Source organism: Vibrio sinensis (genome assembly GCF_003605645.1).
GTDB lineage: Bacteria > Pseudomonadota > Gammaproteobacteria > Enterobacterales > Vibrionaceae > Vibrio > Vibrio sinensis.
The window spans coordinates 109,086-130,697 of record NZ_QVMU01000008.1 but is presented as its reverse complement, the minus strand read 5'-3'; the positions used below and the strand labels follow the sequence as shown (position 1 = coordinate 130,697).

Here is a 21,612-nt window from a genome sequence, read left to right as displayed (position 1 = left end):
GGAGTCCAAAAATGGGATTAAAGGGAACCGCAGCGATCGTTGGCGCGGCGCAATATAAGCCAGAAAAATATCAAACCGCCCCTCAAATGTTTCATCTAGAGCAAGTGGCTGACTTAAGTCGTCAGGCTGTTTTAGATGCAGGTTTGAGTATGAAAGATGTAGATGGTCTTGTTTTACATGGGCCACAATTTCACGAAGCCTCAATTTTTGTACCTGCTATGGCGGCTGAATATTTGGGTGTTGAAGTCAATTTTGCGGAAGTTGTCGATTTAGGAGGCTGTTCGTCCGTAGGTATGGTTTGGCGCGCAGCAGCGGCAATCGAAATGGGATTATGCCAAGCAGTATTGTGTGTAATACCTGCTCGTATGGCACCTTTTGCTCCAGGTGAAGATTTAAGCTGGATGGCAAATGCCATGCGTTATGGTGGACACTCGACAGCATTTGGTGCGCCAGAAGCGGAATTTGATTTGCCTTACGGTCACGTCGGACAAAATACCGGTTATGCGATGATCGCCCAGCGTTACGCAGCACAATATGGTTATGATAAAAAAGCAATGGCGAAGATTGCCGTCGATCAACGCTTTAACGCTCAATACCATCCGGATGCGATCTTTAATGGTCAAACTCTAACAGCGGAAGATGTATTGGCGAGTAAAGTGGTCGCAGATCCTCTTCATGTACTTGAAATTGTGATGCCTGTTGCTGGCGGAGCCGCGGTACTAGTGACTTCTAAAGAACTGGCTGCGCGTAGTCGCCACCGTCCTGCGTTTGTAAAAGGTTTTGGCGAACGTCTTTCTTATAAGTCGCCATCTTATAGTAATGAAATGACGGTGACCCCTTTAGCGCAAGCGGCAGAAAAAGCGTTTTCTATGGCTGGAATGAAACCTGACCAAATGGATGCAGCCCAACTTTACGATTGTTATACCATCACAACGCTTTTATCTCTGGAAGATGCAGGATTTTGTCCAAAAGGTGAGGGGATGAAATTCGTTAATGAACACAACCTAACCTTTAAAGGCGACTTCCCACTTAATACTCATGGTGGCCAATTAAGCTTTGGTCAATCTGGCGCCGCTGGTGGCATGTCGCAAGTGATTGAAGCATTCCAGCAGATTGCCGGACGAGGGGATAAACGACAATTGGCAAAATGTGATCAAGTATTTGTCAGTGGTACGGGTGGAGTAATGAGTGAGCAAGGCGCGTTGATCTTGCAAGGAGCTTAAGTCGATGAGTAATAGCAAACCAATGCCGTTAGAGACGGCGATTTCTGCACCATTTTGGCAATCGTTAAAAGATGGTGTCGTACGAATTCAACATTGCCAAGATTGCCAAGGTTGGGTGTTCTATCCTCGCAACCACTGTTCTCATTGCTTGAGCGATCAGTTGGAGTGGACTGAAGTCTCAGGTGAAGCGACCTTGTATAGCTTTACGATTGCTCGCGTGCCGACCATGTCTGAATTTGAGAGTGATAAACCTCAAGTATTGGCGGTGGTTAAATTGAAAGAGGGTGTGCAAATCAACACCACGATCGTAGGGCTCGATGAGAGTCAAATTACGGTTGGTATGGCACTTAAGCCGGTATTTGAACAAGTGGATGCTGAGGGAACAACCTTATTGCAGTTCACTGGCAAGGAAGCTGACTTTGATCGCTTAGAATATAAAAATCCGTTGGCGGATTTAGCCAAGAACGATCAAGGTCAAGTGCAGATTTCAATTGATAATAGCGCTGCAGTTTCTGCTCTACCGTCGTTCGGTTTTACCCCATGGAGTAATGAGATCACGGTCGATCAGACATTGATCAATGATTTTGCCAAATTGTCCGGTGATGATTATTGGTTGCACACAGATCCAGAACGCGCCAAAAAAGAGAGCCCATTTGGGAGCACGATTGCTCATGGCGCTCTGGTTCAGGTTCTTCAATCGCGTTTTGATCTGGCGTTGCCTTATGAGATCACGGGTTTCAAAACTATGGTTAATTACGGCTCAGATAGATTGCGTTTCCCTGCGCCAGTGCCCGTAGGTTCAAACTTGCATGCACGTTCTCGAGTTAAGTCTGCACTGAATACTCATAAAGGTCTTCAGTTGACGCTTGAGGTCACGACACATGTGGTCGGTAATGAACGTCCATCGGTGATTAATGAATTGGTGATTTTGTATCGTTAATTCATTATCTAGACGGCTAATTCGTTGCGCGTTAGTTCATTATAAGCAAGTTCGTTGCTAGCTATTTTGTGACAAGCTCTTTGCTGTGAAACGGCGTAGATAGTCGTTTGATTAACCAATGTAGAAATCCGAGTGAGGCGACCCACTCGGATTTTTTGTGCTTTCAAACAATAGTATTTCTAAAAGATTATATTTTTTAGAGCAATGCGACTCAGACATATCATTTTTGCTCAAGGTTGTTTCTTTTCTTAAGATTGCTTCTTAGCTTATTGCGGCATCAAGACCGTATCAATAACATGTATAACGCCATTGCTTGCATCAACGTCTGTCCCAATGACAGTGGCATCATTGACCATCACTTTGTCGCCGTTGATAGTAAAGCTGACTAACTCACCTTGAACCGTTTTGGCGTCTTTCATTTTTACTACCTCAGCAGCCGTAACTTCTCCAGGTACGACATGGTAAGTGAGGATTGAAACAAGCTTATCTTTGTTTTCTGGTTTCAAAAGCATTTCGACAGTGCCGTCTGGTAGTTTTTCAAATGCTGCATCAGTGGGAGCAAAGACGGTAAAAGGACCATCGCTTTTTAATGTACCAACCAGCTCAGCCGCTTTCACTGCGGTGACTAACGTGTTGAATGAACCATTTTCAACGGCGACATCAACGATGTCTTTCTTCATCCCATGGTGATCGGCTAGAGCAATCGTGGAAAATGTCGCGGTAGCGACAACTAAAGATGCACAGGTAGCTACTTTTCTAAACATTATATCGTCCTTTTTAAATGGCTGCGTTTTGGCTTGGCGTATAATTCTGCATGTGATTTTGCATGGTTTCCGAAAAGTTATTACGCAGCTCTAAATGGATTGGATCATAAGAATTTCTGTTTAATAAGTTCGACCTGTCCGTTCAATGTAACTCGATGTGATTGGGTAACAGAGGATCAATTCGGGGGGAATAGATAAGGGGACGGGGAAGAAAAGAGGTAAACGACCTCTTTTCTAAATTGAATATGGAAAATTTATTGTTGTTTAATCAGTGCCTTAACAACATCTAGGGTATAGAGCTGACAATCAATAGCGGTTTGTGGGTCAAAATCTTGTTTGTGTTGATCAGTGTTAGAAAGAACACGGATACCAACAAATGGGACTTGATAGGCTTGCGCGACGAGTGCGGCAGCTGAAGTTTCCATTTCTTCAACTGAAGTGCCTAGCGTGTCGTGGAACCAGTTGATGCGATCGACTTCTCGGTTCCATTCGTCTGCTGAGCCAATTAGACCTTTAACGACTTTGCCGTTCTTGTACACGTCTGCTTGTGAGTAGGCGATATTGACCAGTTTCTCATCGGCTTTAAATTGTTTGTATTCAACAAATTCGCCATTTTCACGTAAACGCATGGTTACATCGAAGTTTTGCCATTGAGTTGGGTCAATGCCTTGGCCTTTTTCTTTGAATGTAGATTTGTAAGCGCCCATGTTGAAGCTTGCTTCACCGACAACAATATCACCACGGTACAATTTCGGATCGTGACCACCAGAAGTGCCTTGGTTGATAATGTACTTTGGATTGAAATTTTCGATGCCAATAGTGGTTGAAGCCGCCGCATTTGCTAAGCCAACTTCAGTACGAGAAACGACCACTGGATAGCCATCAATTTCACCTTGCCAAAAAGTCCAAGAACCAACGGTTGTCTGTTTAGATTCTTTTAGTGCCGAAACAAGGGTACTGGTTTCGATTTCCATGGCACCTTGTATCAAGATAGGTTGTGGTTGGGCAAAAATAGAAAAAGAGACAACAACTGGGGCAAGCGCAATTAAACGAATAAACATAACGACATACTTATCAATAAAAAAGATGGCGTAACTTACATATAGCAAACGTTTGCGTCAATCACGAAACGTTATTTTTAGCCAAAATATCACTCTTTTTCAGATTGAAATTCAAAATAGAGATGAATTTTTGGAAAGGGACTCTTGGAGGGACAGCCATCAATGGCCTTGGTCGTTAATAGTCAATTAATGACCATGCAGAGAGAGCACCAGTCTAGACTAGTGCTCTGTGAGCTAAGATTAGCGTCCTTTAAAATCAGGATAGCGCTTTTCGATGAAAGCTTTCATGCCCTCTGTTTGATCTTGTGAAGCAAACAGTAGAGCGTTTGCTTTACGTTCGAGTGCCATAGCGGAATCCAGAGAAGCATCCATACCGGCATTAATGACTTCTTTTATTTGTTCTGCGGCGAGTGGGGGCATTCTTGCGACTTTCTTTGCAACAGTATTGGCATGTGCGAGCACATCATTGTCGGCACAAGTTTCACTCACTAGCCCTGATACCCAAGCTTCATAGGCCGAAATCGGCTTACCTGTTAGCGCCATCTGCATCGCTTTTACTTTGCCAACAGCGCGAACTAATCGCTGCGTTCCACCAATTCCGGGCATGATGCCAATATTAATTTCTGGCTGACAAAATGAAGCACTTTCGCCGGCAATGATGATGTCTGCATGCATCATTAATTCACACCCACCACCGTATGCGTAACCACATACTGCCGCGACAATCGGTTTAGGACAGTTGGCTATCGGAGCCCACAGCCTTTCAGTATGACGCTTGTAAATGTCGATGGCTCCGCAATCAACCATGCTATGAATATCCCCTCCAGCAGCAAAGACATTCTCACCTCCGGTCAGCACGATACAACGAACCTCTGGGTCATCGGATAATTGTTCAAAATATTCGGCAAGTTGCTTTTGAAGATCAAGGCTAAGTGCGTTGGTTGCTTGGGGTCTGTTTAATGTTAACTGCGCCACGCCCTTATTAGGGTAAGACAGTAAAACAGTGTTCTCTTTACATTCTTCCATACATTCATCCATCGAAACGCCTCTTATTTAATGCAAATTCTCTACGGATAAAGCTTTTTATCATCGTCCATTTAGACGACGAATTTGTGGGGTGTAGTGATGAGAATAGCAATATGAGGTTCTTTCCATTGTGAAGGAAAACGATAGGGGAAGTGATGATGCAATTCGAAAATAAAGGCAAAACCGTTTTGATTACCGGCGGCACTAAAGGGATTGGTGCTGGGATCGCTAAGACGTTTTTAGACAGTGGAGCAGATGTGATCGTGTGTGGTCGATCCGCACCCGAGACACTACCGGCAAGCGGAGGGCGAGAGGCCCGTTTTCTACCTGTTGATGTTCGAGACTTAGATTCAGTCGATACGCTGTTTTCTGTTATCGAGAGTGAATATGGCGAGTTAGATGTATTGATTAACAATGCAGGCGGTAGCCCTTTTGCATTGGCAGATAAGGCATCTCCGAGGTTTCATGAAAGCATTATTCGCTTGAACCTCATTGCTCCTCTCAATATCGCTCAGCGCGCCAATACTTTGATGCAAAAGCAATCTCGTCAGGGCGTGATTATTTTTATTAGCAGTGTCAGTGCACTAAGACCCTCTCCAGGTACAGCGGCTTATGGTGCAGCGAAAGCAGGTGTCCTCTCATTGGTTCAATCTTTGGCTGTTGAATGGGCACCAAAGGTGAGAGTGGTCGCTGTGACTCCAGGTTTAGTGAAAACAGAACAATCTGCGCTTCATTATGGTGATGAAGCGGGTATTGCGGCGGTAAGCCAGACTATCCCCCTTGGGCGTATGGCAGAGCCAAGTGATATTGGCGGCGCGTGCCTATTTTTGGCATCGGAACATTGCTTATATGGAAGTGGCTGCAATCTGGTGCTCCATGGTGGAGGCGAGAAGCCTGCTTTCTTATCTGCGGCAGACGTATAAACACAATTGTTCATAATAAAACAATTCATAACGCATTGTTTTATTGAACATTATTTCATTGCGAATTGCTTTATTAAGTACGGTTTTATTAAGCACACTTTTAATAAGCTGTGTTTTGAAGATTAGGAGAAAGACATTGTCTGAAAATAACTGGTTAACCCCAATACGCGAAATGGTAGGCAAAGAGTTTGGCCGAATTTACGCGTGGGACGAAGTGAATCCAGCAATGGTGCGACAGTGGTGTGAAGTAATGGGGGTAACAAATCCTCTATATATTGACCCTGAATACGCACTTCAAACGGAATTTGAAGGATTAGTTGCGCCACCAGCGATGCTACAGAGCTGGTGTCAATCGGGTTTGTACCAAGACAATTTTCCGCCGGGCTCTACGGATGATAACCCTTACGGTGTACTTAAATTGCTTGAAGAGCAAGGCTATATGTCGGTCGTCGCGGTAAATTCAGAATTGACCTTTGAGCGCTACCTAAAAATGGGTGAGCGTCTTTATTACACCACGCGTTTTGATTCACTCAGCGATCAAAAGCAAACAGCACTCGGAACTGGTTTTTTTGTGACATTGAAAATGACCTATTTTTCACAAAAGCCATATGGTGATGAACAAGTCGGTGAATTGTTATTCCGCGTGTTTAAGTTTAAACCGGCTCAGGTAATAGAAACTAAAACTGAAAGCAAGCCAGCTATTCCAGTGATTAAGCGTTCAAAACCGGGGATCAGCGATGACACTCGCTTTTTCTGGGACGGTTGTGACGAGAAAGAACTGCGCATTCAGCATTGTAAAAGCTGCGATAAATTACAGCACCCACCTGCACCAGTGTGTATCCATTGTCAATCATTCGACCTTGATTACAAAGTCGCGAGTGGTAAAGGTGAGTTGTACTCCTATGTAGTGATGCATTACCCAGAAATTCCACCGTTTGATTACCCAAATCCGATTGGATTGATCGAACTGGAAGAGGGGGTTCGCTTAACCGCTGGGTTGGTTGGTGTTGATCCTAAAAACCTATCGATTGGTACGCCCGTTGAAGTGTGTTTTGAAACGTTCGATGGCGACTTAACACTACCAATGTTTCGAACTAGGGAGGAGTCATGAATTTTACTTTGACAGAAGATCAGCGTGCGATTCAAGAGATGGCCGTTGCTGTATTCAGTGATTACTGTGATGACGAAACACTTCGTTCGTTTGCAGAATCTGGTGAGACTCGCATGGCTCCGCTTTGGAAAACCTGTATTGAAACTGGGTTGCACTCGCTAATGATTCCAGAAGAGATTGGTGGCAGTGGTCTGAATATGACGGATCTGATGGTGATCCTTGAAGCTCAAGGGGCTTCGCTGGCATTGGTCCCGTTATATCGCCATCAAATGGCGGCGTCGGCTATTTATCACTTTGGGGATGAATCCCTATTGCCAATCGGCGTGACAGCGGCAGAAGGCGCGAATGTCCTGACGATTGCCAATATCAATGAAGCTCCGCTGACAGCAACTGTCGACGGCGCTGAGTTGGTTTTGACTGGTGAGCTGAGTTGTGTAGCCGAAGTAAGCAACAGTCAATATGCACTGGTGGCAGCTGAACTAGACGACATTAAACGCCTTGTTGTGGTTGATTTGTCACTGACAGGTATTGCTCGCATCGATGGTGTTTTAACTCAAGGCGAATCCGTATCCGATCTTAAGTTCGACAATGTACGATTAAAAACAACCGATCTACTTTCTGAAAGTGCGATGGCGTGGTTGGCACCTCGCCTCGTGGCGGCACAAGCGTCAATGCTGATTGGTTTATGTGAGCAGCAGCTAAAGCGAACCGTGGAATACGTAACAGAACGTCGCCAGTTTGACCGACAAATCGCGACATTCCAGTCGGTACAAATGACGATGGCAGATTGCCAAATCTCGCTAGAAACGCTGCGTTCAACGCTTTGGCAATTGGTTTATCGTCTTGATGCAGGCATGACAAGCGAGCCTGAATCGTATTCGACGGCATGGCAAGCGTGTGAAACAGGGCACTTCATTTGTCATAAAGCTCAGCACTTACATGGTGGCTTTGGCGTCGACATCAGTTCACCAACGTATCTCTTTCTATATTGGAGCAGAGCACTTTGCCTTGGACTTGGCGGGAGCAGTGAAAATCTGGAAGTACTAGGGGATTGGCTAGCAAATAACAACACACTTGGGTGGAAATATGATCTCGCAGAACAAGAATAATTTAAGTGATATCAATATTGGTGACAACTTACCGACACTATCGGTTCCGATCACTGTTGCGTTAATTACAGGTGGAGCAATTGCAACACGTGACTATTTCGCAGGTCATCATGATAAAGATGCAGCTCAAGCTTCGGGTACGCCCCATATCTTTATGAACATTTTAACCACCAATGCGCTAGTTCAACGCTATGTGGAAGATTGGGTTGGACCGGGCGCTCGTTTAAAAGATCTTAAGATCAAGTTAGGCATGCCTAATTACCCTGGCGACACCATGGTGTTTAAAGGCGAAGTCACGCATATCGATGCTGAATCTAACGATGTTGTCGTCACCATTGTAGGGAAAAACAGCATGGGTACGCACGTTAGTGGCACAGTTTCAATCGCATTGTCAGCATAGGGAGAATGAAAATGGATTCGTCAATCAGTGGTAAAGCTGCCATTGTTGGTTTGGGCGCAACAGAGTTTTCAAAAAACTCAGGACGTACAGAGTTGCGTCTAGCCATGGAAGCAACGTTAGCAGCACTTGAAGATGCAGGCATCTCACCATCGGATGTGGATGGTTTTTGTAGCTACTCTGTCGATAAAGTACCTGAGTACGAAATGGCGCGTTTGCTGGGCTGTGATAAAGTCACTTTCTTCTCACAAATTCCTCACGGTGGTGGCGCGGCTTGTGCTCCTATCATCCATGCGGCTATGGCGGTTGCTTCAGGTCTTGCTAATACCGTTGTGGTTTATCGCTCTATGAACGAGCGTTCTTGGTACCGTTTTGGTAGTGGTGATTATGGATTTGGCTCGACGCCAATTTTCGAAAACGTCAACTATGGTTGGTATATGCCACACGGTTTCCATACGCCAGCGGCATGGGTGGGTATGTTTGCTCAGCGCTATATGCACGAATACGGCGCAACCTCAGAAGACTTCGGCCGTGTTGCTGTCGCCGCTCGAGATTTCGCAGCGACTAACCCAAACGCATTCTTTTATGAAAAGCCGTTGACCCTCGAAGAGCATCAAGCCTCTCGCTGGATTTGTGAACCACTGCACCTATTTGATTGCTGCCAAGAATCTGATGGCGCTGTTGCTATGGTCATTACTCGTACCGAAGTGGCTCAAGAGTTACAGGTTAAACCTGTCATTATCAAAGCGGGTTCGCAAGGCATTGCCGATGGTCAGCAATCCATGACCTCTTTTTATCGTGAAGACATTACCGGATTGCCAGAAATGGCTGTCGTTGCTGAAGAGCTTTACAAGCAATCAGGGCTAACGCCAGACGATTTTCAAACCGCGATTATTTATGATCACTTTACGCCTTTTGTTTTGCCACAACTGGAAGAGTTTGGCTTTGCTCCAAGAGGACAGGCGAAAGAGTTTATTCGTGCCGGTCACCATGCCCGTGGCGGCAAGTTGCCAATTAACCCCCATGGTGGGCAAATCGGTGAGGCCTATATCCATGGTATGAATGGGGTGGCTGAAGCGGTAAGGCAAGTTCGCGGCACTGCGGTGAATCAGGTCGAGAATGTACAAAACGTATTGGTAACCGCCGGTACAGGAGTCCCAACCAGTGGGCTTATTCTAGGTAACGAGTAGGAGTCAGTATGTTTGTCGATTTAACACCAGAGCAGCATGAACTGCGTCTTACCGTTAGAGATTATTTCTCTTCGTTGATGACGCCGGAATTGAAACTCCGATTACGTGGGGCAGAGAGCGGTACTGAATATCGTGATGTCATTCGTCAAATGGGTAAAGATGGTTGGTTGGCTGTCGGCTGGCCAAAAGAATATGGTGGCCAAGGTTATAGTGCTACAGAGCAATTGATCTTCTTTGAAGAGGCGAACATCGCTGGTGCTCCTCTTCCGTTCGTCACCATCAGTACTGTTGGCCCGTCATTAATGGCATTCGGTTCCGATGAGCAAAAGGAACAGTTTCTTCCGGGTATTGCGCGTGGTGAAACACACTTTGCGATTGGCTATTCCGAACCTAACGCAGGCTCTGATTTGGCTAGTCTGAAAACCGTCGCACGACCAAAAGAGGATCATTTCCTTGTTAATGGCACCAAGCTTTGGACTTCAGGAGCGAACAATGCCGATTATATTTGGTTGGCCGCACGTACAGATGCTGACTTACCAAGGCATAAAGGTATCTCCATTCTGATTGTCGATACGAAAAGTGAAGGCTTTTCTCATACATTGATTCCAACAACATCAAACACAACTACATCAACGTATTACGACAACGTGGTCGTTCCTCAGTCGATGTTGGTGGGAGAGTTAAATGGTGGTTGGAAGTTGATGACCGCACAGCTTAATCACGAACGATTGGGCTTAGGTTCATGGTCTGATAAAGTGGTTGGTCTATTCCGCCGCGTGTTTTTATGGGCAAAAACACCGGATGAGCAAGGTAAACGAGCCATCAATAAGCCTTGGGTTCGTACAGCGTTGGCAGAGTGCTATGCACGCCTTGAGTCTATGCGCTTAATCAACTTCAGAATTGCTGCTGATCTTGAGGCGGGTTCTCTTGGCGTATCACTCGCATCAACAACAAAAGTGTACGGTTCGGAATCCGTTATTGAAATATTACGTCGTTTGCAAGAGATTACTGGCGCAAACGGTATGGTTCGTGAGGGCTCTGCGGCTTCATTGCTCGAGGGTGAATTGGAATACGAAGTACGCGCTTCTGTTACCGTCACTTTTGGCGGTGGTACCAATGAAATCCAACGCGAACTTATCGCACAATTTGGTTTAGGGTTACCCCGAGCTCGATAATTCAAGGAGAACAAGGATGGTTGATAAAGGTGAGTTTCGCGCAGAAGTCAGATCGTGGTTAGAAGAAAACTGCCCGATGTCATTAAGAACGCCTACTCCAGATGATGAATTAGTGTGGGGTGGAAGTGATATTGCGTTTAAAACCCAAGATCAACGTCAGTGGTTTGAACGTATGCGAGACAAAGGTTGGTTCTGCCCGAACTGGCCAACCGAATATGGTGGTGGTGGTCTTAGTGCTGAACAAGAGACGATTCTTGAACAAGAGATTCGTCGTTTAGGTTGCCGTCCGGCTCAAATTAATTTAGGTATTTGGATGCTTGGCCCGGTGGTTTTGAAATACGGAACCGAAGAGCAAAAACAGCGCATTCTTACACCGATGACCAAGGGTGAAGTACGTTGGTGTCAGGGTTTTAGTGAGCCTAATGCAGGGTCTGATCTCGCTAATATTAGAACGACTGCAAAAGACGAGGGTGATCACTACGTAGTCAATGGTGCAAAAATTTGGACCTCTTACGGCAATAAAAGTGATTGGATGTATGCCTTAGTACGAACCGATAGTTCAGGTAGCAAGCATCATGGAATTTCACTGTTATTGATAGACATGCATGCACCGGGCGTGACCGTTTCACCGATTGATCTCATCAGTGGCAAGTCAACATTTTGCGAAGTGCATTTTGATGAAGTAAAAGTCGCGAAAAACAACTTAATTGGAGAGTTACATTTAGGTTGGTCACTGGCTAAGCAACTGCTGCAACACGAACGTGCCGCGATGTCTAAATTTGGCGAGTTCAGTTTACCAACACACTATGATCTTCTCGCTCTAAGTAAAGACTACCTGTCTGATTCACCAACAGCAGCTAATGCCGGGTTGAAAGCGCGAATCACTGCCGCTGATATGGACGAGCACGCCTATGGGCTTACGGTTCAGCGTATGACGGAGGAAGCCCGGCTGGGCCTTGATGTTAACGGCACTATGTCAATCATGAAATTAGTGCATACCGAGCAAGAAAAAATCAAATTTGAGCTACTGCTCGATGTGATGGGTTACCGTGCACTTGGTTGGCAAGGTGATGGTATCTCGGAGCAAGAGCTTGGCGTAACTCGTGCTTGGTTGAACAGCTTTACTCAAACCATCGCAGGTGGCTCATCAGAAATTCAACTCAACGTGATCGCGAAGCGTATCTTGAATTTGCCTGATGCTGGCAGCGCAGACAAACAACAATAAGGGGAACACCAATGAGCCTGACTTATTCACAAGATGAGCTGATGTTATTGGAAAGTGCGCAAGGACTTTTGGGCGAAATTAGCCCTGTTTCAGCTCAAAGAGCGCTACGTGATACCAACAATGAGCAAGGCTTCGATAGCGAGCTTTGGAACAATATGATTGAGATGGGGTGGACTGCCATCCCATTCTCAGAAGAATCTGGTGGTTTAGCTTTTGGCTACAAAGGAATGGGGGCTGTGTTCACTCAGATTGGATACAACCTTTCTGCTTCGCCGTTGCTTTCTTCTGTCGTTTTATGTGGTTCGTTGATTGAATCACTAGGAAATGAACAGCAAAAAGAGAAATGGTTAGCCGGTATTATGAGTGGTGAGGTTCGCGTGGCTCTCGCTCATGAAGAAAGCCATATTTATGATCCGCTAGCAGTGGATGCTGAGTTAATGGCTCAAGGACAAGATTTGGTTTTGTCAGGGAATAAAGTGCTCGTAGCCGATTGTATCGGTGCGGATGCGTTTCTCGTCGTCGCAACATTGAATAACCAAGTCCGTTTGTTATTGGTACCGGCTACAAGCAGCGGGATTACCGTGACACCAATGAAACTGGTGGATGCTCGGAACATGGCGATGGTGAGTTTCGACCAAGTCAAAGTGAGCAACGAATCGTTACTTGGGAGCGTTAAGGAAACGGAGTCTGCGCTGGTCGCGTCTTTAGATGCGGCGACAGCTTGTTTAGCCGCTGAAATGTTTGGTGCTTGTGAAGCGCTGTTTAGCATGACGTTAGAGTACCTAAGAACCCGTAAACAGTTTGACCAGAAAATTGGGAGTTTTCAGGCGCTTCAACATCGAGCGGCGGCTTGCTTTGTCGAAATGGAGTTAGCGAAAAGTACTTTAATGCATGCCTTGTCAGCGGTGGACGATGCAACTGACGACAGTGAACGCGCCAAAGCGGTGAGTTTAGCGAAATGGAAAGTCAATAAGATGGCTGATCTTGTTACGAAAGAGTCGGTACAAATGCATGGTGGTATCGGTGTGACGGATGAGTTAGATGTGGGCCTCTACCTAAAACGTATCCGAGTCGCACAAATGCATCTGGGTGATTCTGACTACCATCAAACACGTTATGCCGCTTTGACTGATTAGCATTTTGTCTGATAAATAATGTGATTATTTTGGTGATGTAGGTGGAGAGCCTGCATCACCAATTTTGTTTTTGGTACTGTGTATCAAGGATTTATTGCTGTTTTATCGACGACATTCATTTTGACATCTTATCTTTATCTTCCTCATAGTCTCTCGTTCAATTATTTCTCATCCACCAAACTTTACATTTTCATTTGCTACCCACCCTTTAATCGGGCGATTCAGTTTGAATTAGTCCAGTTTGACGATGGCGTACTTTTCTTAGCGTGCTGGAATAAGGCTAATTACCTTTATATACGCAAGATAGGAGAGTTGAGCATGAGTCAGATCCCTGAGTACGTTCAAGGACACGGATTACTGGAAGGTCGGTCGGTATTAATTACGGCAGCGGCTGGAGCCGGTATTGGATTTTCTGCTGCTCAACGAGCACTTGAAGAAGGGTGCCGAGCTTTGATGATTTCTGATATTCATCCGGGTCGATTAGATCAAGCAGTGATGACGTTAAAAGATTTGCATCCTAAGGCTCAAATTTTTGGTCAGATCTGCAACGTAACCCAGCAAGAGCAAGTCGATAGCTTAATTGAGTATGCCAACTCGGCACTTGAGGGGATTGACGTTTTGATCAACAACGCTGGCCTTGGCGGTCAAAAGTCGGTCGTTGAAATGAGTGACGACGAATGGAACTTGGTACTGGATGTGACGCTCACAGGTACATTTCGTATGACGCGCGCTGTGCTTCCTTATATGCAGCAGCGCAAACAAGGTGTCATTGTTAACAACGCTTCAGTACTCGGTTGGCGAGCACAAAAAGAGCAAGCACATTATGCAGCGGCTAAAGCTGGTGTTATGGCGCTCACTCGTTGCAGCGCTTTGGAAGCTGCCGAGGATGGGATTCGTATTAATGCGGTATCGCCATCAATTGCCTTACATGACTTCTTGAAAAAAGCCTCATCTCCGCAACTTTTGGACGAACTCGCGAGCCGAGAAGCCTTTGGTCGCGCCGCTGAAGTGTGGGAAGTCGCGAATGTGATGATGTTCCTTGCCAGCGACTATGCCTCTTATATGACAGGTGAAATTGTTCCCGTCAGTTCACAACGCGCTTAATGGAGATCCATCATGAAAAACGTAGTTATTACTAACCCAGAAGAATTATTGAGCCTAGAGGGAAAAACCCTTGGGACGACACCTTGGCTAACCATGACGCAGCAACGTATTAATCTATTTGCAGAAGCGACCAATGATCATCAATGGATACATGTTGACCCGGAAAAAGCCGCAGCCGGTCCTTTTGGAGCATGTATTGCCCACGGCTACCTGACGTTATCGTTGGCGAGTGATTTTCTCGATCAGCTTATCGGTATCGAAAACCTAGCAATGGGTGTGAATTATGGCTGTAACAAAATTCGTTTCCCAGCCCCGGTGCCTGTCGGAAGTCAAATCCGCGGAAAAGGGGATGTCATTAGCGTAGAAAAGATCGGTGATTCTCTTCAAGCATGCATTCGAGTAACGATTGAGATTGAAGGGTCAGAACGACCTGGATGTGTTGTCGATACCATCAGTCGTTATTCATTTAATTAAGGTCAAGGAGTAGACCATGAAAAAAGCGGTTATCGTCTCTGCTGCACGAACAGCATTGGCAAAGTCATTTCGAGGAAGTTTTAATGACACAGAAGCGCCTGTTCTCGGTGGCGCCGTAGTGCAAGAAGTCGTGAAACGCGCCAACATCGATCCGGGCATGGTTGAAGATGTGATCATGGGCGCTGCAGTTCAGCAAGGTACTCAAGGTTATAATATTGGCCGTCTTTGTGCTTACACAGCAGGATTGCCTCAGTCAGTCCCAGGAATGGCAATTGACAGAATGTGCGCTTCGGGCCTGATGACGATTAGTGTCGCCGCGAATAATATTATGACTGGCGATATGGATGTTGTGGTCGCTGGTGGTGTTGAGTCATTGTCTCTGACCCAAACAAAACATAAAAATGCCTATCGAGCACGCTCAGAAGCGGTTATCGAGCAAGCACCCTCTGCTTATATTCCTATGATTGAGACCGCTGAGATTGTCGCTGAACGCTACGGCATTAGTCGCCAGTTACAAGACGAATATGCATTGCAAAGTCAACAACGTACGGCAGCAGCTCAAGAGGCAGGGTTATTTGACGATGAAATCGTGCCTCTTACCGTGAATAAACTGACGTTTGACGAAAATCGTAAGCCAGCAGGGCATGTTGAAGTGTGTGCTGATAAAGACGAGTGCAATCGTCCATCGACTGATTATCAAAGCCTTGCCAATCTTAAAGCGGTTTGGAGTGGTGGTGATTACATCGAACAAGGTCAACACATTACGGCGGGTAATGCTTCTCAGTTTGCTGATGGTGCCGCTGCAACCTTGGTAATGAGTGAGGAAAAAGCCAAGGAAAATGGCCTAGATATCATGGGCGTATACAAAGGTATGGCTGTGGCTGGTTGTAAACCTGAAGAGATGGGCATTGGCCCAATCTATGCGATTCCAAAACTACTTAACCGTTTTGGATTACAGGTTGATGATATCGGTTTATGGGAAATCAATGAAGCCTTTGCCAGCCAAGTACTTTATTGTCGCGATAAGTTGGAAATCCCGAATGACAGATTGAATGTTAATGGTGGCGCGATTTCGATTGGTCATCCATTTGGTATGTCGGGTGCGAGAATGGTGGGTCATGGTCTTCGCGAGGCGAAAAGACGTGGTGTTCGCTACCTAGTCGTTGCGATGTGTATTGGTGGCGGTATGGGCGCTGCTGCCCTATTTGAAGTGACAGAATAGGAGAGCGTAACTTGTCTATTCATGAGCAAGCCTCGGCTACCAAAAAGCAGGTGTTATTCAACATACCGCTACAGATGATAGATGTTGCGATATCTGGCCCTATTTGTCAGCTAACCTTGACTAGGCCAGCATGCCTAAATGCATTCAATCAACAAATGCGTCAAGAGTTGGTCGATGTGTTGACATTGATTAACGAAGATCAGCAGATAAAAACCGTGGTTTTATTGGCGCAAGGTAATTGTTTTTCTGCGGGTGCAGATTTGTCTGAGCTTGCCAATGAATGTGACAATCTAGAAGCTCAATTATTAGAAGAATACGCACCGATATTTCATAGTATTCGTCGCTCGGACAAAATTTTTATTGCCGGTGTTAATGGCGTTGCTGCCGGTATTGGCGCTGCGCTTGCGATGAGCTGTGATTTATTAGTGATGGCGGACGATGCGCGGTTATACCCAGCGTTTATGCTATTAGGTTTGGTGCCTGATGGTGGGACGAGCTGGCAGTTTGTCAAACGTCTTGGTTATCGAAAGGCGCTAGAAGTTTGTCTTGAAGCGAAAGCTATCGATGCCAATGATTGCTTAGGTTTTGGGTTAACCAATAAAGTCGTTGAGCTCGAGCAATTGCAACCCGCAGTGAATGCATGGGCGACTAAATTAGCGCAAGGCCCATTACCGGCCCAACGTCACCTTAAGCAGTTATTACAAAAAGTCGATCAAATGACGTTTAAAGATGCTTTTGTTGCAGAGGCGCAATTGCAACAACAATGTTTTACTAGTCGCGATTTTAATGAAGGTTTACGAGCCTTCTTTGAGAAGCGTCAGCCAAATTTTTCAGGGAAATAGCCACAAGGAGTAAATGATGCGTGAATCAATGGAATTTGATGTTGTGATCGTAGGAGCTGGCCCATCAGGTTTATCTTCTGCTTGTCGACTCATGCAATTGGCGAAAGAAGCTGAGCAAGAACTGTCAGTTTGTGTCGTAGAAAAAGGTGCTGAGGTTGGGGCACACATTCTCTCAGGTGCCATTGTTGAGCCGCGAGCGCTCAATGAGCTGTTTCCCGACTGGAAAGAAAACAATGCACCATTAACATGTGGTGTTTCACAAGACCAAGTCATTATCTTAAAAGATGATGCGACTAGCGTTCAGTTGCCCAACTTTGCGATTCCTAAACCAATGCACAACGAGGGCAACTATATTGCCAGTTTAGGTAACCTTTGTCGTTGGCTTGCTCAACAAGCAGAGGCGTTGGGTGTTGAAATTTTCCCTGGCTTTGCTGCGAGTGAAGTGCTCTATCACGAAGATGGTTCAGTCAAAGGGATTGCGACAGGTGATATGGGACTGGATAAGTCAGGTGAACAAAAATCTGGCTATATGATGGGGATGGAATTACACGCGAAATATACCCTATTTAGTGAGGGCGTTCGTGGACATTTAGGTAAGCAAATCATCAATCGTTTTGAATTAAACAAAGATTGTGATCCGCAGCATTACGGCTTAGGTATCAAAGAGCAGTGGGAAATTCCTGCTGAAAAACACACTCCAGGATTAGTGGTTCATGGCGCGGGTTGGCCGCTAGGAAGTCAGGCTTCTGGTGGGTTTTTCCTCTACCATGGCGACAATAATCAAGTCTCAGTGGGTTTGATTGTGGACCTTAACTATCGCAATCCATACGTCAATATTTATGAAGAGTTTCAACGTTTTAAACATCATCCCCAAATCGCTACTCATCTTGAGAGGGGAACGCGACTAGCTTATGGAGCTCGTGCTATTTCTAAAGGTGGGTTGAATGCACTTCCATCGATGGTTTTTCCTGGCGGGCTATTAATTGGTTGTAATGCCGGCACATTGAATGTGGCGAAGATTAAAGGGACACACACTGCAATGAAGTCAGGAATGCTTGCAGCCGAAGCGGTATTCTCAGCGTGTGTGAGTGAGCAATCACTTACTTCGAATGACTTTGAATCTCGCTTAAAAGAGTCGTGGCTATATGATGAATTGTATCGTAGCCGAAACTTTGGACCAGCTTTGCATAAATTTGGTTTGTGGACTGGTGGTGCTTTCAACTATGTTGACCAAAACATGTTGAACGGTAAGGTTCCTTTCACTCTTCGAGATCAACACGCGGATCATGCGATGTTAAAACCTGCAGAGGAATTTGAACCGATTGTCTACCCGAAACCAGATGGGGTATTGAGCTTTGATAAAAACTCATCAGTATTCTTGTCCAATACTAATCACGAAGAAGATCAGCCTTGTCACCTTAAGTTGACCGATTCAGAGATCTTCATCAACACCAATCTCCCCGTCTTTGCCGAGCCAGCGCAACGTTATTGCCCGGCAGGTGTCTATGAAGTGGTTGATGATGAGCAAGGGATGCGTTTACAAATAAACGCCCAAAACTGTCTCCACTGTAAGACGTGTGATATTAAAGATCCGAGCCAAAATATTACTTGGGTTGTACCTGAGGGTGGTGGTGGCCCCGGTTATCAGAATATGTAGCTAATTCGAATATATAGTTCAAAGTAGCGTTAACAGACGTAGAGAACGATTGTTGGTTGTTATATACCCAAGCATTTTAAGATGACTTGGGTATTTTTTATTGGGTGAATAGTAGGGGAGCGAGAGCAGCCAATATGGCTGCAACTCTAGGTCGAACAGAAATTTAGGTCGAACAGAAATTTGCCCGTCGCGGTCGGAGTCGGGATTTACTCCTCTAGTATTAAACAGACATGACCATGCTTAACGGTGATAGGCCAAACTCTTAATGAGTACTTATCATCCTCAAAACAACGCCCGGTTTTGAGGCTAAAGTGCTGCTTGTAGAGCGGGGAAGCGATACATAGTTCGCCGTCAATATCACCAACAATGCCTCGGCTCATCACATAGGCTTTACCAATCGGGTCCCAATCTTGAACGGCATAGATGCCACTATTTGGAATGTAAAATAGAGCGACTTGCTCGTTATTTACTAGTGCGGTAGCTCCAACCCATGGTGTCAATTGCTCTTGTTTACAAATGATTACGTTGGTTAATAGTGTCATTTAGACCTCCTGTTTCACGGGGATACGTTGGTTACGTACTTGTTGATAGGGCAGTGATTGACTTGGTTCACTACTGTTTAGATAAGGTCTGAATCGTTGTAATTTTAGTGGATTAGTTAGTGTACTTTTCCACTCACACTGATAGGTGTCGACGACATAGGCCATCTGTTCATCTAATGCTTCACACAAGCCGAGGGAGTCATCAATGATGACTTGCTGGAGATAGGCAATGCCTCCCTCCATGTTCTCCATCCAAACGGAAGTGCGCTGTAATCGATCGGCGGTTCTGACATAAAACATTAAAACTCGGTCAATCATGGCAATGAGTTCTTGTTTGGATAAATCAGATGCAAACAGGTCCGCGTGTCTTGGTTTCATACCTCCGTTACCACACACGTATAAGTTCCAGCCATTTTCGGTAGCAATGACACCAATATCTTTGCTTTGAGCTTCGGCACATTCTCGAGTACACCCTGACACGGCAAACTTTATCTTATGGGGGGCTCGCAAGCCTTTGTAGCGATTTTCTAATTCAATGGCGAGTCCGACAGAGTCGTCGACACCATAGCGACACCAGGTTGAGCCGACACAGGATTTAACCGTGCGAAGTGATTTGCCGTAGGCGTGTCCGGTTTCAAAACCAGCATTGATTAAGGTTTGCCATATATCAGGCAACTGCGAAAGTTGTGCGCCAAACAAGTCGACTCTTTGGCCTCCTGTGATTTTGGTATACAGATCGTATTGTTTGGCAACTTGGCCTAACGCGATCAGTTTATCTGGAGTGATTTCGCCGCCAGGAATACGGGGTACAACAGAGTAAGAGCCGTCTTTTTGCAGGTTAGCCATAAAAGCGTCGTTAGAATCTTGTAGTGACTGCAATTGGGGTTCCATGATGTGTTCATTCCATAACGAGGCGAAAATGGATGCGGCTGTAGGTTTACAAATATCGCAACCATGTCCATCACCATGAGCACTTAATAAGGTGGTGAAATCCTTTATTTGTTCGACTTGGCAAATATGGAATAACTCTTGTCGGCTCAACTTGAAGTGTTGACAAAGGTGGTTATTCACTTCAAGGCCCATGGCAGAGAGTTCTGTATCTAGAACCGATTTGACCATGTTGGTACATCCGCCACAGCCCGTGCCAGCTTTTGTCTTGGATTTTAAATCAGTCAGATTGGTTGTACCGGCTTGGATCTCTGCCACTAGGTCACCTTTGGTAACATTGTGGCAAGAACAAATAATGGCTGAATCGGTGATTTCGCCTTGTAGGATTCCAGTATCGAGCAGCAGGTTAGCAGCGTGATCGGGCAAAATGGTTTTATTTAAGTAGCACTGTAATAACGCATCGTAGTCTCTATTGTCCCCAACTAAAATAGCGCCGAGTAGCTGAGTCCCACTTTGATCGACCACCAGTTTTTTGTAAACACCAGCGACTGTATCTTGCAACACCAACTCTTGCGCGCCTTCGCTAGACATTTGCGCATCACCAATGGAAGCTACATCGACGCCGAGTAATTTGAGTTTGGTACTCATATCTGCGCCGCTAAAACCGCTGCTTTCTCTGCCTGTGATTGCATCAGCGGTGACTCTTGCCATGGTGTACCCAGGAGCCACCAAACCGAAGATTTTATCTTGCCACAATGCACATTCACCAATGGCGAAGATATTCTCATCGCTTGTTTGACATTGATTATTGATGACGATCCCACCGCGTTCACCGACGTCGAGCTGTGCCAATCGAGCCAGTTCATCTTGCGGGCGAATACCGGCTGAAAAAACCACCACATCCACTTCTAAAGGCGACTTATCTTTGAACACCATCCGATGCTTGGCCGTTTCTCCATCGCAAATTCGTTCTGTCGCCGTTGAGGTATGGACGGTTAAGCCGAGAGATTCAATTTTTTCTTTTAGAACAGCACTTGCTCCATCATCGAGTTGCACTGGCATCAAACGAGGGGCAAACTCAATCACGTGCGTTTCAACACCGAGTAATTTCAGCGCATTAGCTGCTTCCAACCCGAGTAAGCCACCGCCAATCACTGCACCAGTTTTTGCGCCCTCGCAAGCGCTTTTAATTTTTGATAAGTCATCTAATGTGCGATAGACAAAGATATTGTCTCGGTTGTTTCCCTCTATCGGGGGGACAAATGGATAAGATCCGGTTGCGAGTATGAGCTGGTCATAATGCAGGGTATTATCTTTGTTTAAAATTACATGTTGCTGTTCTCTGTCGATTCCGGTGACTTGATGACCAAGAAGCAAATTAATGCTGTGCATGGCATACCAATCTTCGCTACTTAGCATCAGATCTTGTTGTGATTTTCCTGCAAATACAGAAGACAATTGAACACGATCATAAGCGATATAATCTTCAGCACCAATGACGGTAATTCTGTGTTCTAAATGCGCACTTTTTTGCACTAATTGTTCAACGAGATGGTGCCCAACCATGCCATTCCCCACGACAACGATATGATTCATTTTTTCT

Annotated in this window: 20 protein-coding genes; 15 read left to right on the top strand and 5 right to left on the bottom strand. The window is 45.5% G+C overall.

Features of this window, described 5'->3' with window-relative positions; translation table 11 throughout:
• Positions 1–11: 11 nt before the first annotated feature.
• Complete coding sequence (locus DZ860_RS11045) at positions 12–1,223, top strand: thiolase family protein (protein WP_120031203.1); 1,212 nt, start codon at positions 12–14, stop codon at positions 1,221–1,223.
• A gap of 4 nt (positions 1,224–1,227) precedes the next feature.
• Entirely contained in the window at positions 1,228–2,163 is a 936-nt protein-coding gene (locus DZ860_RS11040; protein WP_120031201.1) for a bifunctional OB-fold nucleic acid binding domain-containing protein/MaoC family dehydratase, read from the top strand.
• Positions 2,164–2,429: 266 nt separating this feature from the next.
• Here DZ860_RS11040 and DZ860_RS11035 read toward each other — a convergent pair whose 3' ends face one another.
• The 3 genes from DZ860_RS11035 to DZ860_RS11025 form a co-directional block, all read right to left on the bottom strand.
• Entirely contained in the window at positions 2,430–2,927 is a 498-nt protein-coding gene (locus tag DZ860_RS11035) for a fasciclin domain-containing protein (protein ID WP_120031199.1), read from the bottom strand.
• A gap of 254 nt (positions 2,928–3,181) precedes the next feature.
• Entirely contained in the window at positions 3,182–3,988 is an 807-nt protein-coding gene (locus DZ860_RS11030; RefSeq protein ID WP_120031197.1) for a 5'-methylthioadenosine/S-adenosylhomocysteine nucleosidase, read from the bottom strand.
• Positions 3,989–4,228: 240 nt separating this feature from the next.
• Complete coding sequence (locus DZ860_RS11025; RefSeq protein ID WP_120031299.1) at positions 4,229–5,014, bottom strand: enoyl-CoA hydratase; 786 nt, start codon at positions 5,012–5,014, stop codon at positions 4,229–4,231.
• Between the two features lie 155 nt (positions 5,015–5,169).
• On the opposite strand from DZ860_RS11025, the gene DZ860_RS11020 reads away from it, so the two are divergent.
• The 13 genes from DZ860_RS11020 (at position 5,170) to DZ860_RS10960 (ending at position 18,579) form a co-directional block, all read left to right on the top strand.
• Positions 5,170–5,937 (top strand): SDR family oxidoreductase, encoded by a 768-nt coding sequence (locus DZ860_RS11020; protein WP_207890617.1) that lies wholly within the window; start codon positions 5,170–5,172, stop codon positions 5,935–5,937.
• Positions 5,938–6,073: 136 nt separating this feature from the next.
• Positions 6,074–7,048 (top strand): bifunctional MaoC family dehydratase N-terminal/OB-fold nucleic acid binding domain-containing protein, encoded by a 975-nt coding sequence (locus DZ860_RS11015; protein WP_207890616.1) that lies wholly within the window; start codon positions 6,074–6,076, stop codon positions 7,046–7,048.
• Entirely contained in the window at positions 7,045–8,157 is a 1,113-nt protein-coding gene (locus tag DZ860_RS11010; protein WP_120031195.1) for an acyl-CoA dehydrogenase family protein, read from the top strand. The genes DZ860_RS11015 and DZ860_RS11010 overlap by 4 nt, the downstream gene beginning before the upstream one ends.
• On the top strand, positions 8,135–8,557 hold the full coding sequence (locus DZ860_RS11005) for a MaoC family dehydratase (protein ID WP_120031193.1): 423 nt from the start codon (positions 8,135–8,137) through the stop codon (positions 8,555–8,557). Before DZ860_RS11010 ends, DZ860_RS11005 begins: the two co-directional genes overlap by 23 nt.
• Before the next feature lie 11 nt (positions 8,558–8,568).
• Positions 8,569–9,744 (top strand): lipid-transfer protein, encoded by a 1,176-nt coding sequence (locus tag DZ860_RS11000; protein WP_120031191.1) that lies wholly within the window; start codon positions 8,569–8,571, stop codon positions 9,742–9,744.
• 8 nt (positions 9,745–9,752) lie between these two features.
• Positions 9,753–10,919: an acyl-CoA dehydrogenase family protein gene (locus DZ860_RS10995; RefSeq protein ID WP_120031189.1), complete on the top strand. Its 1,167-nt coding sequence runs from the start codon at positions 9,753–9,755 to the stop codon at positions 10,917–10,919.
• Between the two features lie 16 nt (positions 10,920–10,935).
• Positions 10,936–12,144: an acyl-CoA dehydrogenase family protein gene (locus DZ860_RS10990; protein ID WP_120031188.1), complete on the top strand. Its 1,209-nt coding sequence runs from the start codon at positions 10,936–10,938 to the stop codon at positions 12,142–12,144.
• Between the two features lie 11 nt (positions 12,145–12,155).
• Positions 12,156–13,280: an acyl-CoA dehydrogenase family protein gene (locus DZ860_RS10985; RefSeq protein ID WP_120031186.1), complete on the top strand. Its 1,125-nt coding sequence runs from the start codon at positions 12,156–12,158 to the stop codon at positions 13,278–13,280.
• Between the two features lie 318 nt (positions 13,281–13,598).
• On the top strand, positions 13,599–14,384 hold the full coding sequence (locus DZ860_RS10980; protein ID WP_120031184.1) for an SDR family oxidoreductase: 786 nt from the start codon (positions 13,599–13,601) through the stop codon (positions 14,382–14,384).
• Positions 14,385–14,396: 12 nt separating this feature from the next.
• Entirely contained in the window at positions 14,397–14,858 is a 462-nt protein-coding gene (locus DZ860_RS10975) for a MaoC family dehydratase (RefSeq protein ID WP_120031182.1), read from the top strand.
• Between the two features lie 16 nt (positions 14,859–14,874).
• Positions 14,875–16,080 carry an acetyl-CoA C-acyltransferase gene (locus DZ860_RS10970; RefSeq protein ID WP_120031180.1) on the top strand — a complete coding sequence of 402 codons (1,206 nt, stop codon included), beginning with the start codon at positions 14,875–14,877 and terminating at the stop codon, positions 16,078–16,080.
• An 11-nt stretch (positions 16,081–16,091) separates the two neighbouring features.
• On the top strand, positions 16,092–16,922 hold the full coding sequence (locus tag DZ860_RS10965) for an enoyl-CoA hydratase/isomerase family protein (protein WP_120031179.1): 831 nt from the start codon (positions 16,092–16,094) through the stop codon (positions 16,920–16,922).
• A 13-nt stretch (positions 16,923–16,935) separates the two neighbouring features.
• A complete protein-coding gene (locus DZ860_RS10960; protein ID WP_120031177.1) occupies positions 16,936–18,579 on the top strand; it encodes an electron transfer flavoprotein-ubiquinone oxidoreductase in 1,644 nt (547 codons plus the stop codon).
• A gap of 206 nt (positions 18,580–18,785) precedes the next feature.
• On the opposite strand, the gene nirD is transcribed toward DZ860_RS10960, so the two are convergent.
• Both nirD and nirB read right to left on the bottom strand, forming a co-directional pair.
• Complete coding sequence (nirD, locus tag DZ860_RS10955; protein ID WP_120031175.1) at positions 18,786–19,121, bottom strand: nitrite reductase small subunit NirD; 336 nt, start codon at positions 19,119–19,121, stop codon at positions 18,786–18,788.
• Entirely contained in the window at positions 19,122–21,605 is a 2,484-nt protein-coding gene (nirB, locus tag DZ860_RS10950; RefSeq protein WP_120031173.1) for a nitrite reductase large subunit NirB, read from the bottom strand.
• Positions 21,606–21,612: the final 7 nt, after the last annotated feature.

Excerpts from the sequence above, each read along its gene's own strand:
- DZ860_RS11045 (WP_120031203.1), top strand. The coding sequence starts at position 12 with ATGGGATTAAAGGGAACCGCAGCGATCGTTGGCGCGGCGCAATATAAG.
- DZ860_RS11040 (WP_120031201.1), top strand. The coding sequence starts at position 1,228 with ATGAGTAATAGCAAACCAATGCCGTTAGAGACGGCGATTTCTGCACCA.
- DZ860_RS11035 (WP_120031199.1), bottom strand. The coding sequence starts at position 2,927 with ATGTTTAGAAAAGTAGCTACCTGTGCATCTTTAGTTGTCGCTACCGCG.
- DZ860_RS11030 (WP_120031197.1), bottom strand. The coding sequence starts at position 3,988 with ATGTTTATTCGTTTAATTGCGCTTGCCCCAGTTGTTGTCTCTTTTTCT.
- DZ860_RS11025 (WP_120031299.1), bottom strand. The coding sequence starts at position 5,014 with ATGGAAGAATGTAAAGAGAACACTGTTTTACTGTCTTACCCTAATAAG.
- DZ860_RS11020 (WP_207890617.1), top strand. The coding sequence starts at position 5,170 with ATGATGCAATTCGAAAATAAAGGCAAAACCGTTTTGATTACCGGCGGC.
- DZ860_RS11010 (WP_120031195.1), top strand. The coding sequence starts at position 7,045 with ATGAATTTTACTTTGACAGAAGATCAGCGTGCGATTCAAGAGATGGCC.
- DZ860_RS11005 (WP_120031193.1), top strand. The coding sequence starts at position 8,135 with ATGATCTCGCAGAACAAGAATAATTTAAGTGATATCAATATTGGTGAC.
- DZ860_RS11000 (WP_120031191.1), top strand. The coding sequence starts at position 8,569 with ATGGATTCGTCAATCAGTGGTAAAGCTGCCATTGTTGGTTTGGGCGCA.
- DZ860_RS10995 (WP_120031189.1), top strand. The coding sequence starts at position 9,753 with ATGTTTGTCGATTTAACACCAGAGCAGCATGAACTGCGTCTTACCGTT.
- DZ860_RS10990 (WP_120031188.1), top strand. The coding sequence starts at position 10,936 with ATGGTTGATAAAGGTGAGTTTCGCGCAGAAGTCAGATCGTGGTTAGAA.
- DZ860_RS10985 (WP_120031186.1), top strand. The coding sequence starts at position 12,156 with ATGAGCCTGACTTATTCACAAGATGAGCTGATGTTATTGGAAAGTGCG.
- DZ860_RS10980 (WP_120031184.1), top strand. The coding sequence starts at position 13,599 with ATGAGTCAGATCCCTGAGTACGTTCAAGGACACGGATTACTGGAAGGT.
- DZ860_RS10975 (WP_120031182.1), top strand. The coding sequence starts at position 14,397 with ATGAAAAACGTAGTTATTACTAACCCAGAAGAATTATTGAGCCTAGAG.
- DZ860_RS10970 (WP_120031180.1), top strand. The coding sequence starts at position 14,875 with ATGAAAAAAGCGGTTATCGTCTCTGCTGCACGAACAGCATTGGCAAAG.
- DZ860_RS10960 (WP_120031177.1), top strand. The coding sequence starts at position 16,936 with ATGATGCGTGAATCAATGGAATTTGATGTTGTGATCGTAGGAGCTGGC.
- nirD (WP_120031175.1), bottom strand. The coding sequence starts at position 19,121 with ATGACACTATTAACCAACGTAATCATTTGTAAACAAGAGCAATTGACA.
- nirB (WP_120031173.1), bottom strand. The coding sequence starts at position 21,605 with ATGAATCATATCGTTGTCGTGGGGAATGGCATGGTTGGGCACCATCTC.